Raw genomic sequence first — 12,351 nt, 5'->3', positions numbered from 1 at the left:
CTTAAACTCGTTTTCTACCCTGAACAACTCTATCAAGAATAAGAGCCACAAATAATATAGCAACACCTGCTAAAATACCTTGTCCTACGTTTGCGTATTGAAGCGCTTCTAATACATCTTGACCTAAACCTTTGGCACCGATTAATGATGCAACAACTACCATTGCTAAACTTAACATAACTGTTTGGTTAACACCTGCTAATATAGATGGAGTTGCTAATGGTAAATCTACTTTTCTAAGCAAGTACCATTTAGATGCACCATAAGCGATTGCGGCTTCCCTAATTGTTTCAGGCACTCCTCTTAAACCAAGAACTGTTAGCCTAACTACAGGTGTTCCACCAAATATCATTGTAATAATAACTGCTGCAACTTTTCCAGTTCCAAAAAATGCTATTACAGGAATCATGAATACGAAAGCAGGCATTGTTTGCATGAAATCCATAATCGGTCTGATCATTGAATAAAATCTTTGTCTCCTTGCACAAAAAATTCCAAGAGGAATACCAATTACAATACTTAATACTGCTGCTGTTCCTAAAAGAGCTAATGTTGTCATAGCTTTAACCCAGAAACCTAAAAATCCCATGTAGCACAAAAATCCTGCTGAATATATTGCAGCTCTAGGTCCTGCCGCTAATCCAGTTAAGGTTACGATGGTTGTAATAATTACTATCCAAGGAGTTTTTACAAAAAGTAACTCTAAGAAATCTAGTACTGATCTAATACCTATGGTAATTGCTGTAAATAACGCATCTCCTTTCAATACTGCATAATCAAAGATTGTTTCTACCCATTTTATTGATGTTAACCTGATATCTGGATGAGTTGGAAAATCATCCATTAATGAAATTACACCAGGAAAACTATAATGCACTACAGAAAAAAACATAATAACTGCAGCAAACATTGCGCTTGATACAAAATTCTTAACTTGCATTCCAGGTCTTAGGGTTTTGTCTGATAACCATTCTGAATATCTTTTTTCTAATATCGAGTTAGCTAGTATTCCTTGAACAATTTTAATGGCAATTAACAATCCAATACCAAAAATCGTAATCCAAATAGCTGATGCTTCAATTCTTGCTACTTCATCTATATAGCCTTGCATTGCATCTTCTAGTGATTTGATATTTCTTTTATAAACATCAACTTTATCTGGATTATTTGTAATGGCTGCTTCTAACTGCTTATTTCTAAAAGCTATTGTTGATTCAACTTGTTTGATTTTTTCTACAGCTTCTTTGGTAATATTACCAAACAAACCTCTTATTATTTGAACTACAGAAAAAGTCTCTATTATTAGGAAAGCCAAAGCCCAATTCCAAATATTTCTCATTCCAAACCATATTGGTCCTAAAATTCCAGCATACAAATTGAATGAAAATGAAAAAGAAGGTTTGCTACCAATTTTTTGAAATTCTTTAATATAATATTCAGGATTAGATTTTACAAAATCTGTAATTAATTCTGATCTAGTTGGATTGTGTATTTGTTTATTCTCCATCTCCACCCTCTATAACCGCTTTTAAAAGATCTGATTGCGTTAACACACCAACATTATTTTGATTATTATCTTTAACTAACAATGGTCCTTCGCTAGATTTTGATAACTCAATGAGCTTGCTTAATAATTCATTCTCTCCAACACTTTTGTTGTTTTCATTTAATTTTCCATTAGCACTCTCGTAACTCTCAATAGATTGCATGATTGTTTTTGCTTGAACAACTTTAAGTCTTGAAATTCCTTTTACAAAGTCAGCAACATATTCGTCTGCAGGACTTACAACTATTTCTTCAGGTGTACCTATTTGGATTACTTTTCCATCTCTCATAATAGCAATTCTGTGTCCTACTCTTACTGCTTCATCTAAATCATGAGTAATAAATACTGTAGTTTTTTTCATTTGTTTTGAGAGTTTGATGAATTCAGCCTGAAGCTGTCTTCTAATCAGTGGATCTAATGCGCTAAAAGGTTCGTCCATTAACAGAAACTCTGGATCAGCTGCTAGTGCTCTTGCAAGACCTACCCTTTGTTGCATTCCTCCAGATAGTTCGTGAGCAAACTTATTACCCCAACCTTGTAGCTCTACAATTTCTAAAATTTTATTTGCAGCGTCTAATCTATCATTTTTGCTTACACCTCTTATCTCAAGCGGCATTGCAATGTTATCAACAACAGATCTGTGAGGCATGAGTGCAAAGTTTTGAAAAACCATACCTATTTTTTTATTTCTTAATTCTTGAAGGCTTTCTCTATCTAAGGCCATTACATCCTGACCATTAATTAAAATTTTTCCTGATGTTGGTTCTAAAAGTCTATTAATATGCCTTACTAATGTAGACTTTCCACTCCCTGAAAGCCCCATAACACAGAATATTTCACCTTGTTTAACATCAAATGAAACATCTGAAACTCCAATAACTGAGTTGTAATTTTCTAAGGCTTCTGTTTTTGAAATTTTTTTATTTTGGATTGCATCTAATGCTTCTTTAGAAGTATTTCCAAATACTTTCCAAACATTTTGAATTTGTATTGCTGAACTCGATGAATCCATTTTTGTCTTTTATTATAGGAAAATATACTCGGCAATCTTAAATTGCCGAGTATAGATTTTGATTTAGATTATAGTCCTAACCAACCGTCTACAGTTGATTTATTTGCTTCCATCCAAGCTCTTGCTACATCAGCTGGATCTTTTTTCTCAACTGAAACTGCATATGCCATTGCAGAAACATCATCAGCTGTTAATTGAAAATTCTTAAAGAATTCTACAATTGCTGGTGATTGACTCTCTAAAGAAGTAGCCCAACCGATTTGGATTTGCTTAAGAGCATCTTTTGATGCAACATAAGATTTCTTGTACCAGTCAGCATCTGCTTTAGGTTGAATCATTTTATATTTTGCAGGATCATATTTTGGTTCTGTTAACATTACTACGTCAGCCATTCCCCAAATTGCATGAGGCTTGTAACAATAGAATGCATATCCTTCACCTTTTTTGATTGAGTCTAGTACTCTTGCATTTTTAACTGCTTCAGCAGCTCTAACTGCTTCGATACCAGCATCATATAAACCATAGTCTCTTAATTTAACCTGGTTAACATTTGCAGAAGCCCAACCATCAGCACCAATCCAAAATTCACCTTTACCATTTCCATCGCTGTCCATTGCTTTAACAACTTCTGGTCTAGCTAAGTCTTCAATAGCTGTAATATTCATTTTTTTTGCAAACTGTTGGGAAACACAGTAACCTTGGTTTCCTTCATATGGTTTGCTGCTTAATTTTAAAGTTCCTTTTGGAACTAAATCATTAGTGTAAGCTTCTTGGTTTGGTAACCAAATATCAGGGTGAACATCGATTTCACCTTTTCCTCTGTCAATCGCTGCATAAATTGCAGTATTGTTTCCAGGAACTAATTCTGCTTCACCACCCATTTTGTCTATAACTACTGCAGCAAGTAAATTTGCAATTGCAGTTGCACCTGTCCAACCTGGATCTCCAATTTTAACTTTTTCTGCGTTTGCAGAGAAAATTGATAAAATTGAAATTAATCCAGCTACAAGTGTAGATTTGATTATTTTCATTATCTCTCCTTAATTATTTATAGATAAAGTCTATCGCGAATTGAGAGAAGGTGTCAAAGAAAATAAGTATCTAAAAATTAGATGTATTTTTACTATTCTGGGTTAGATGTAAGAGTTTTAATCTCTAGTATATTTTCGTTAGGGTCTTTTACAAAGAATGTTTCTTGTTCATACTTTGTGCCTTTAAATCTTAAGTATGGTTCGTCATAATATTTTGTACCACTATCTTTTAATCTTTTTTTAAGTGCATCAAAATCTTTTCTAGATAAGTGTACACCAAAATGGGGTACAGACACATTTCCCATGTCCACATCATGTCTTTCGTTATCTAATTTATGATCACTTTTATGAAGTGTTAATTCATTACCCCAAAAGTCAACATCAGCCCACTCTTGTGCAGAATTATCCAATCTACATCCTAAAGTTTCGCTATAAAATTTTTTTGCGACCTCTAGATCACCACAAGGTATAGCTAAATGAAAACAATTAGTGTTTTTGTACATAATTAATCTTTAATAACAGAATATAATGACTATATAAGCCACTTATTAAAATTTCAAGTGAGCATAAAATACAATGAATGATTATTTACAATCGATAATTGATAGAGATCCTGCAGCAAAATCAAAGCTTAGTTTGATTTTAACCTATCCAGGTGTCAAAGCAGTATTCTTTCATAGAATAGCAAACTTTTTTAGTACTGCTAAATTTTATCTAGTTGCAAGAATCATTTCTCAATTTTCAAGATTCTTAACTGGAATTGAAATTCATCCTAATGCAAAAATTGGAAAAAATTTATTTATAGATCATGGCATGGGAGTTGTGATTGGTGAAACTTCAGATATTGGAGATAATGTTACTATCTACCATATGGTTACATTGGGTGGAATTGCACCAAGTATAAATTCAAATGATCAAAGAAATATGAAGAGACATCCAACAATTAAAGATGAAGTGGTTATTGGATCAGGAGCACAAGTACTAGGTCCGGTAACTGTTGGAAGATGTGCAAAAATTGGTGCAAACGCTGTAATTACAAAAGATGTTCCTGAGAATGCTGTTATGGTTGGAATTCCCGCTAAGAATGTTGGAATAGCTGATAGTGAATTTAAACCTTACGGAATTACCCCTGATAGTGATAAAAAATCAGAAAATGAATAATACGCAAAACGATTTTATTTCTGGGATTGGAAATACTCCACTTATAAAACTTAGAGCTGCATCAGAGATTACTGGTTGTAATATTTATGGTAAGGCAGAATTTTTAAATCCAGGCGGATCTGTAAAAGATAGAGCTGCACTTGCATTAATTAAAGATGCACAAGAAAAAAAATTAATCTCTAAAGGTGGAACCGTTGTTGAAGGTACAGCTGGTAACACTGGAATTGGATTAGGTCTTTTAGGAAATTCTTTAGGTTACAAAACGATTATTGTAATGAACGACAATCAAACTCAGGAAAAAAAAGATTTACTTAGAAACCTTGGTGCTGAGTTAAGATTAGTTGAACCAAAGCCTTATAAAGATGACAATAACTTTGTAAAGGTTGCTGCAAGACTTGCAGATGAATTAAGACCTTCAAATAACAATGGAGTTATTTGGGCTAATCAATTTGATAATACTGCAAATGCAAAAGGTCATTATGAGGGAACAGGTCAAGAGATCTGGGAACAGACAGATGGTAAGGTAGATGGTTTTGTGTGTTCATCTGGAACTGGTGGCACCATTTCGGGTGTAAGTAATGCATTAAAAGAAAAGAATAAAGATATCAAAATTTACCTTTCAGACCCCAAAGGTTCTGCTCTTTATAATTATATAAAGAATGGAGAGTTAAAATCTGAAGGAGGATCTATAACAGAGGGAATTGGTTCAAGTAGAGTTACAGCAAACTTTGGTGAGGCTAAAATTGATGATGCTTACTCTATTGATGACCATGAAGCTTTACCTATTCTTTATGATTTAATTCAAAATGAAGGTCTAAGTTTAGGAACTAGTTGTGGAATAAATATTGCTGGAGCTATTAGAATGGGAAAAGAATTAGGACCTGGTAAAACCATCGTTACAATCCTTTGTGACAGAAGCGATAAATATGCAACTAAAATGTTCAATAAAAAATTCTTAGAAGAAAAAGGTCTACCAATACCTAGTTGGTTTTAGATATAAATCTTATCTGCTAATCCGTAACAAAGTATTGCACTTAACAAAGTTAGAATACCTGGTGCAATAATTCCTTCATTAGATGTTTGTGGTGTGTGACCGAGCTTATTGATTTTAATATTATATATACCAACAATAAAAGCTGAAAGGTTTTGTAAAAACACTAAATTAAAAAATGCCCATGTTCCTTGAAGACCATCAGGTCTAATAAAGCCAACCCATATTGCCATCGCAACAGCACCTATAAACAAAGAACCAAAAAATCTGGTCATTCCAGCACCAGTATCATCAATACCGAACTTATCTAAAAATTTCTTTGTAGCGAAAACGGTTTGATATGCATAAACAGCAAAAACAATAAAATGTACTAAAAATACAATTAAATAAAAAATTCCATTAAATTTTTCGATCATATTAAAACCCTATCAAATTTTATCATCAGATAAAACAACATAATCAGCAATTTTTGTGCTCCTTAATTGCATAACTGACGCGCGTTATAAACACGAGAGACTTTGTCATGAATATGTAACAGTCTTCGATTACTTATAATTAATAATTAAAAAGAAAGATAAAATGAAAAAAATAATAATAATTTTGATGCTTAGTTTATTTACTACAATTGCTAACGCTGACGGCCATGCAAAAGCAAATGCGTTTGCTATTACTTTGAAAGTTCCAGCTAGTGATGTTGCTAAAGTCGAAGAAATGTTAAAAACGCACCATAAATGGATGAAAGAAACTCATCCAATGACCGGTGAAAAAAAATTAAATTCATATTCAGTTATCAAAGGACCTGAATGGAATAATCCTGCAGATCCTTCACAAGGTATGACTGGAAATATGTATTTTATTTTAACTGAGTATTATGAAAATCCTGCTGGTTTTCAAAATCACCAAGAGCTTGGAAGCAAATGGCCAATGATACAAGAATTTCAAAAAATGCTATTTAGTTATGTTGTGGGATATACTTTTCCCGGAACAACTGTTGTTACAATAAAATAAATAGAAGAAAATTATGAAAAAAATAATAGTGATTTTATTCAGTGTTTTATTTCTGACCTCTGCATATGCGGATATGTCTGATAGTGACAAGAATAGAGCTTGGGAATGTAGTGGTATTTATATGGCTAACTATTTCTTGCCAATTGGTGAAACATTTGAATATAGTATGAAAGAAAAATCTATGGCATCAGTTAAAGTTTTAAAAGCTTATGCCCTAGAAGTTGGAGTCCCTGAAAAGCAATGGGATGAAGGAGTAAACAAAGCTGTTGATAAGTTTTATGGATCTAAATTTGATAAGGCTAAAACTAACGCTTGTCATGACTTTATAAATTCAACAGTACCTAATGGAGAAGATAGAGTTAAGAAAGTAGTTCAAACTCTATATTAATAAAAGATAAAGATAAGGGAAAAAAAATGAAAGATATATTGGTAGTAGGAAAATTAAAAGAAGGATGCTTTGAAAAGTTTATGGGCTTTATGCAATCAGATGAAGGTATGGTTGAAAGAAAAAAAGTAGCTGATGTTACTAAAACAATAGCTAGTGTTTCACCTGATAAATCAACAGTAATGTTTAAAATTGTAGTTCATGACATGGCAGCACTTCATTCATTTATGGATGGGTCAAACCCAGTTTCAAAACCTGTATTTGATGAAGTAATGGATGGTTATGAAATTTACGAATTAGCTAAAGTATAAAAAGAACAGAGACTCCACATTTTGGATTATCTCTGCTAGACTTTAATTATTAAATTAAGCAACAGGAGAAAAAATGTCTAAATTTTATATTATTGGAAAGATTAGTCGTGATCTTGCTTTAAGAATGCAAAGTGATCCTAATGCAGACAGAGGAGCAGCTATCAAAGCTATTTGTGATACTGTTGGAGTAAAGTTTCATAGTTATGAGTGGGTTCGAGGAAGATTTGATGTAATCAATGTTATTGAAGGAGATTACGAAAGTGTTCTTGGAATGAAGGTTGCAATTATGAATGCAGGTTTAATGGAAGATATTATGATTCATGAAGTATTTGATTATAATAAAACTTTCAATAAAGCTGCAGATGCTGGAAAAAACTTTAAAAAACCAGGTGAATAAAAGAAAGGAATAAATGTCCATCTTAGAAAAATATAGTGCCGCATTAAAAAATAAAGACGAAGCAGCGATGAATGAGCTTTTGCATGATGATTTTAAATTTACAATGCATAAATCAGGAAATGTTTTAACAAAAGTTGATGTTATCAAATGGGCAATGAGTGGTGATATCAATCAAGATAAAGTTAGAATTGTTTACGAGAATGATGAAGTTGGAATTCATCATGCTTTTGTTACATTTAACGATGGAAATGTTGAGGCTGTAATGGCAGTTTATAAATATGACAATGGAAAAATTGTTAGTTTAGAAACTGGTGCTACTCCAATGCCTAAATAATTATATATATTTAGCGAGATTTCATTTAATATTATTAAATGAGTCTCGCTACTTCATACTTGTTTTTAGGTGTTGCTGTATTCCTAGGAGTTACATCAAATAGTTTTGCTAAAAGTGCTGAAGGTTTTACTCTTCTCTTCCCAAGTATAATTACCGCAATTACAATTGTATTGTGCATGTATGCGCTTTCCTTGGTGATGAAAAATATACCAATGGGTATCACTTACGCTTCATTTGCAGGATTAACAATCATTGCAACAGTTATAGTAGGTGTAATTAAATATAATCAAGTTCCAAATCTTTACTCCATGATCGGACTAGTATTTATAATTATTGGAGTTTTAATGGTTAATTTGTTAGGAAGTAAATAATATGAAACCTCTTATAGGATATTTGTTTTTAGCTAACGGTATAATTTTTGGAATAGCTTCAAATAGTTTTGCTAAAATTTCTGAGGGTTTTACAAAGCTAACTCCTTCAATTTTATGTATCCTTTTTATGTGTATTACAATGTTTTCAATTGCAAAAGCTATGCATGCAATACCTGTAGGATTTGCTTATTCAATTTATAGTGGTTTGACAGTAACAGGAGTTGTTCTTTTTGCTGTATTAAAATTTAATCAAGTTCCTAATATTTATGGGATAATTGGAATTGCTTTAATTATTATTGGCGTAGTAATGGTTAATTACTTAGGTCGATTAAATTGATATTTTTTTAAAATATCTGGAAGTTGATAACTTCCATCTTCATTTAAAGATAGTTCATATTCATTAACAACAGTAGTTGTATCTAATGGAGAATATAAATGTGGGTACATATCACCATTTGATGCTTGTTCCCAAAGTAAGTGTTCAAGTTTAAAAGCATTTACTCTAAGCAAAACAAGGTTTTCTTTATTTGGAAAATGTTTTTTTAAGGTTTCCTCGACCTGATCTTCTTCTGAGAAATGAATATAGCCATCTTTAATATCTTTTTCAGATCCACCATAAGTTCCGGATTGCTTAGCTTTTTGCCATTCTTCTTTATCTATAACTTTAAAAATAAATTCTAAATTCATTTTACCAGTAAGAGTTTGGTCCTTTTAAAAATTCCAGCTCTTCTTCAGTAGACTCTCTTCCTAAAATTTCATTTCTATGTGGATATCTATGAAACTGTCTAATTGCTTTAGTGTGGTCTTGCCAAAATTTTTTAATCTTATTGTAGCCTTCATGTTCCCTTAAATATTTATTTAATAAGTAATAAGCCATTTCATGATCACTAATTTCTTCACTGTGAATTAAAGGTAAAAGCATAAAGAATCTTTGATCAACATTCATAGCTTCTAAATATCCAGAATACACTGCATCATTTACTATCAATCTAGTTTTTTGATCTTGAGCAAATGCTTTTTTATTATCTCTAAATATATTTCTTGAAAATTGATCAAACAAAATTACTAAAGCTAAACAGCTCATGGGATTATCCTGCCAATCATCATATTCATTTTGACAAGCAAGTTCGTAATCATTTAAAAAATTATCTTTTATCTTTTGATCAAATTTATCGTCCTTCTTAAATCTCATCTCAAAAGGAGTTTCTTTAAACCAGAAATCTAAAATTGATTGCGCTCGTTCTGGTATCATTCAGCTAAAGGTTTTAATAATTTTAATATTTGTTTATGATTTGCTTTATTATTTGAGACAATAATATTTCCTCCTACCACAGGATTTCTATTACCCCACGTAGTTACTATGGCCCCACTTGCTCTCACTATTGGCATTATTGGATGAATGTCCCAAATTTTGTTTGCACACTGTGCAACCATTTCCAATCTACCTTCAGCTAGTTGACAATATGTTAAAGCATCAAAACATGGAAATTGCATTCTTTTAATAAATTTTTGAATTTTGGATTGTTGTTTTAAGGTTAATTGATTATGAAAAGCTGCAGCTAATTTTGAATTTGCAAAATTTAATTTAGAATTAACTTTTAGTTTTCTTTTTTTATTATTTTCAAAAACGTATGCGGTGTTTTTATTTACATTTAAGTAATATTTTTTCATTTTAGGAAAATTTGCTAATCCTAAAATTGGCTCCCCATTATAATTTAATGAAATCAAATTACTCCAACTAGGATTACCAACAACATATGATCTAGTTCCATCAATTGGATCTATTACCCATGAAAATTCACTTTTGGTATTTTTGTGACCATACTCCTCACCTATAATTTGATGATCTGGAAATCTTTTAGAAATTTTAGACCTTATAAACTTTTCAAAAGCTTTGTCAGATGTAGTTACTGGATCGTAACCTTTACCTTTCATCTTGTTGGTTATCTTGAATGGCTTATCCAACTTAGCATAATAAAATTTTGTTAGATCTTTTGCTAACTGGTTTAAAAAACTTGAAAATACTGGATATTTTTTTGTATCAAAATTATTCACAAAGAACTCATACTATTTAATTTATATTGATTAAAGTTAAATTTTAAATAATGCTCAATGATTATTTATGAAAATTGAGCTTCACGAAAATAAAGTCTACTTCAATAATGGTACTGAAAAAAAAGAAATACATCCTTTTTGGTTAAGAGAAAGAGTGGATGGTGAAGAATTTGTTGATAAAGGAACTCAACAAAGACTTTTTGACCCAACTAGTTTGAGTAATGATATAATCATTAATAAAGCCTCCATTCATGAGGAATTTTTAGAAGTCAACTTTAATGATGGAATTAGTTCTAGGCTTAATCTTAATAAAATTGCTTTAGAATTCTCAAAAGAAGATACAGTTATAAAATCTATAGAAAAAACTAAATGGGATTCCAGTTTAAGCAATATCAAAAATTCTGAATACCAAGATAATTTTTATGAAAGTAAAGAAATGCATGACTTACTCGTTTCTTTCTATAAGTTTGGATTTGTTGTAATTAAAAATATACCAACAACTAAAAATTATATTGTTGAGTTTGCAAACTCAATAGGCAGTGTTAGACGAACAAACTTTGGAGAATATTTTGATGTTAAATCAAAACCTGACCCTAATGATCTTGCATATACTTCTTTAGCTCTTGCACCGCACACAGATAATCCATATCGAAACCCTGTACCATGTATCCAACTTTTGCATTGCATAGAAAGTAAAGTTTCAGGAGGATATTCTACATTGGTTGATGGATATACTGTTACTGAAGATTTAAAAAAAAGTTATCCTGATTATTATAAAATCTTAACAGAAGTAAAAGTAAGATTTAAATTTATTGATAAAGAAGTAATTTTAGAATCCTTATGTCCTTTAATTGAATTAGATGAGTATAAAAATTTTAAGCAAGTAAGATTTAGTCCAAGATTAGATTTTGTTCCAATCTTAGATAAAGAAGAATTAGATTTATACTATCAAGCAAGAAAAAAACTGTCTGAAATGTACAATTCAGATAAATATAGAATAGAATTTAAACTTGTCCCAAAAGATTTAATGATGATGGATAATCATAGGTTGCTTCATGGACGAACAGTTTATGATGCTAATGAAGGAGAAAGATTTTTACAAGGTTGCTATATAGACTACGATAGTACCGAAGGAAAATTAAGACACTTAAAAAGAAAGTTTAATTTGTAGAAATATTTTCTATTTGAGCTTCTGCATCCCTAATAGATTTTTCATAATCTAAGGCCATTTGATCAGCGCTTATAACTTCAACTTTTTCAATTCCAAAAAAATTTAAAATAAATTTTAACCAAGGCGTTAAAAAATCTTCTGAGCTATTTAGTTTTGTTCCGCCAGAAGTAATTACAAGGTATGCTTTTTTATTTTTTAATAACCCTTCTCTTCTACCATTAGGTTTAAATTTAAAGGTTTCCCCTATTCTTGCAGCTAAATCTGACCAAGCTTTAAGAGTTGCGGGTGGTCCGTAATTATATATTGGAGCTGAAATTATAATAATATCACTCTCTTTTAATTCTTTTACAAGCTTGTCAGAAAGTTCAAACATTTTCTTATGTTCTGCAGTTTGATCCTTCTCATCAATTTTCATTCCAGATTCTGTTAAGCCACTTACAAAAAGCATTTCATCATCTAAATCTCTATAAATTACTTCATCCTCTGGTTTTTTGATTTTTTCCAAAAGTTTTTTTGCTAATGCTCTTGATGTTGAGCCTTTTTTTCTAGCGCTTGAATCTATTTGATAAATTTTCATA

General features: G+C 31.3%; 19 protein-coding genes. 10 read left to right on the top strand and 9 right to left on the bottom strand.

Annotated elements, in window-relative coordinates; all coding sequences use genetic code 11:
• Position 1: 1 nt before the first annotated feature.
• The 4 genes from ACTTBI_RS01515 to ACTTBI_RS01500 all read right to left on the bottom strand — a co-directional run bounded on the left by ACTTBI_RS01515 (position 2) and on the right by ACTTBI_RS01500 (position 4,092).
• Complete coding sequence (locus tag ACTTBI_RS01515; protein WP_440648075.1) at positions 2–1,507, bottom strand: ABC transporter permease; 1,506 nt, start codon at positions 1,505–1,507, stop codon at positions 2–4.
• Positions 1,497–2,558 (bottom strand): quaternary amine ABC transporter ATP-binding protein, encoded by a 1,062-nt coding sequence (locus tag ACTTBI_RS01510; RefSeq protein ID WP_440652296.1) that lies wholly within the window; start codon positions 2,556–2,558, stop codon positions 1,497–1,499. Before ACTTBI_RS01510 ends, ACTTBI_RS01515 begins: the two co-directional genes overlap by 11 nt.
• A 68-nt stretch (positions 2,559–2,626) precedes the next feature.
• Positions 2,627–3,589, bottom strand: a complete 963-nt coding sequence (locus tag ACTTBI_RS01505) for an ABC transporter substrate-binding protein (protein ID WP_262590496.1) — start codon at positions 3,587–3,589, stop codon at positions 2,627–2,629.
• A 92-nt stretch (positions 3,590–3,681) separates the two neighbouring features.
• On the bottom strand, positions 3,682–4,092 hold the full coding sequence (locus ACTTBI_RS01500) for a VOC family protein (RefSeq protein WP_440652295.1): 411 nt from the start codon (positions 4,090–4,092) through the stop codon (positions 3,682–3,684).
• A 73-nt stretch (positions 4,093–4,165) separates the two neighbouring features.
• Here ACTTBI_RS01500 and epsC point away from each other — a divergent pair, with 73 nt between their 5' ends.
• Together epsC and ACTTBI_RS01490 are read left to right on the top strand one after the other, a co-directional pair.
• On the top strand, positions 4,166–4,750 hold the full coding sequence (gene epsC / locus ACTTBI_RS01495; RefSeq protein WP_262590495.1) for a serine O-acetyltransferase EpsC: 585 nt from the start codon (positions 4,166–4,168) through the stop codon (positions 4,748–4,750).
• On the top strand, positions 4,743–5,744 hold the full coding sequence (locus ACTTBI_RS01490) for a cysteine synthase A (RefSeq protein ID WP_440614186.1): 1,002 nt from the start codon (positions 4,743–4,745) through the stop codon (positions 5,742–5,744). Before epsC ends, ACTTBI_RS01490 begins: the two co-directional genes overlap by 8 nt.
• Here the strand turns inward: ACTTBI_RS01490 and ACTTBI_RS01485 are convergent.
• On the bottom strand, positions 5,741–6,157 hold the full coding sequence (locus ACTTBI_RS01485; RefSeq protein WP_440614185.1) for a hypothetical protein: 417 nt from the start codon (positions 6,155–6,157) through the stop codon (positions 5,741–5,743). The two genes, ACTTBI_RS01490 and ACTTBI_RS01485, sit on opposite strands and share 4 nt — an antisense overlap.
• A gap of 163 nt (positions 6,158–6,320) precedes the next feature.
• On the opposite strand from ACTTBI_RS01485, the gene ACTTBI_RS01480 reads away from it, so the two are divergent.
• The 7 genes from ACTTBI_RS01480 (at position 6,321) to ACTTBI_RS01450 (ending at position 8,884) form a co-directional block, all read left to right on the top strand.
• Entirely contained in the window at positions 6,321–6,749 is a 429-nt protein-coding gene (locus ACTTBI_RS01480; protein WP_440614184.1) for a hypothetical protein, read from the top strand.
• A gap of 13 nt (positions 6,750–6,762) precedes the next feature.
• Entirely contained in the window at positions 6,763–7,137 is a 375-nt protein-coding gene (locus ACTTBI_RS01475) for a hypothetical protein (RefSeq protein WP_440614183.1), read from the top strand.
• Positions 7,138–7,163: 26 nt separating this feature from the next.
• Positions 7,164–7,445: a hypothetical protein gene (locus tag ACTTBI_RS01470; RefSeq protein WP_440614182.1), complete on the top strand. Its 282-nt coding sequence runs from the start codon at positions 7,164–7,166 to the stop codon at positions 7,443–7,445.
• Between the two features lie 73 nt (positions 7,446–7,518).
• Positions 7,519–7,842: a GYD domain-containing protein gene (locus ACTTBI_RS01465; RefSeq protein ID WP_075505873.1), complete on the top strand. Its 324-nt coding sequence runs from the start codon at positions 7,519–7,521 to the stop codon at positions 7,840–7,842.
• 13 nt (positions 7,843–7,855) lie between these two features.
• The gene (locus tag ACTTBI_RS01460) at positions 7,856–8,176 is read left to right on the top strand and encodes a nuclear transport factor 2 family protein (RefSeq protein WP_440652294.1); all 321 of its coding nucleotides are present in this window, start codon (positions 7,856–7,858) and stop codon (positions 8,174–8,176) included.
• A 38-nt stretch (positions 8,177–8,214) separates the two neighbouring features.
• A complete protein-coding gene (locus ACTTBI_RS01455; protein ID WP_440652293.1) occupies positions 8,215–8,547 on the top strand; it encodes a DMT family transporter in 333 nt (110 codons plus the stop codon).
• Between the two features lies 1 nt (position 8,548).
• Positions 8,549–8,884, top strand: a complete 336-nt coding sequence (locus tag ACTTBI_RS01450; RefSeq protein ID WP_440648086.1) for a DMT family transporter — start codon at positions 8,549–8,551, stop codon at positions 8,882–8,884.
• On the opposite strand, the gene ACTTBI_RS01445 is transcribed toward ACTTBI_RS01450, so the two are convergent.
• Genes ACTTBI_RS01445 through ACTTBI_RS01435 form a run of 3 tightly spaced genes read right to left on the bottom strand, consistent with a single transcriptional unit; the run spans position 8,863 to position 10,602 of the window.
• On the bottom strand, positions 8,863–9,234 hold the full coding sequence (locus ACTTBI_RS01445) for a DUF952 domain-containing protein (RefSeq protein WP_440614178.1): 372 nt from the start codon (positions 9,232–9,234) through the stop codon (positions 8,863–8,865). The genes ACTTBI_RS01450 and ACTTBI_RS01445 overlap by 22 nt on opposite strands.
• A gap of 1 nt (position 9,235) precedes the next feature.
• The gene (locus tag ACTTBI_RS01440) at positions 9,236–9,799 is read right to left on the bottom strand and encodes a DUF924 family protein (RefSeq protein ID WP_440652292.1); all 564 of its coding nucleotides are present in this window, start codon (positions 9,797–9,799) and stop codon (positions 9,236–9,238) included.
• The gene (locus tag ACTTBI_RS01435; protein WP_262590483.1) at positions 9,796–10,602 is read right to left on the bottom strand and encodes an inositol monophosphatase family protein; all 807 of its coding nucleotides are present in this window, start codon (positions 10,600–10,602) and stop codon (positions 9,796–9,798) included. The genes ACTTBI_RS01440 and ACTTBI_RS01435 overlap by 4 nt, the downstream gene beginning before the upstream one ends.
• Positions 10,603–10,669: 67 nt before the next feature.
• Between ACTTBI_RS01435 and ACTTBI_RS01430 the strand changes: the two genes are divergently transcribed.
• Positions 10,670–11,773, top strand: coding sequence for a TauD/TfdA family dioxygenase (locus ACTTBI_RS01430; RefSeq protein WP_440652291.1), 1,104 nt, complete (start codon positions 10,670–10,672; stop codon positions 11,771–11,773).
• Here ACTTBI_RS01430 and ACTTBI_RS01425 read toward each other — a convergent pair.
• Positions 11,763–12,350 (bottom strand): FMN-dependent NADH-azoreductase, encoded by a 588-nt coding sequence (locus ACTTBI_RS01425; RefSeq protein ID WP_440633546.1) that lies wholly within the window; start codon positions 12,348–12,350, stop codon positions 11,763–11,765. The two genes, ACTTBI_RS01430 and ACTTBI_RS01425, sit on opposite strands and share 11 nt — an antisense overlap.
• Between the last annotated feature and the right edge of the window lies 1 nt (position 12,351).

Source organism: Candidatus Pelagibacter sp. HIMB1542 (assembly GCF_052047835.1).
GTDB lineage: Bacteria > Pseudomonadota > Alphaproteobacteria > Pelagibacterales > Pelagibacteraceae > Pelagibacter.
The sequence above is the reverse complement of the archived record's forward strand: the minus strand, read 5'-3'. Positions and strand labels throughout refer to the sequence as shown.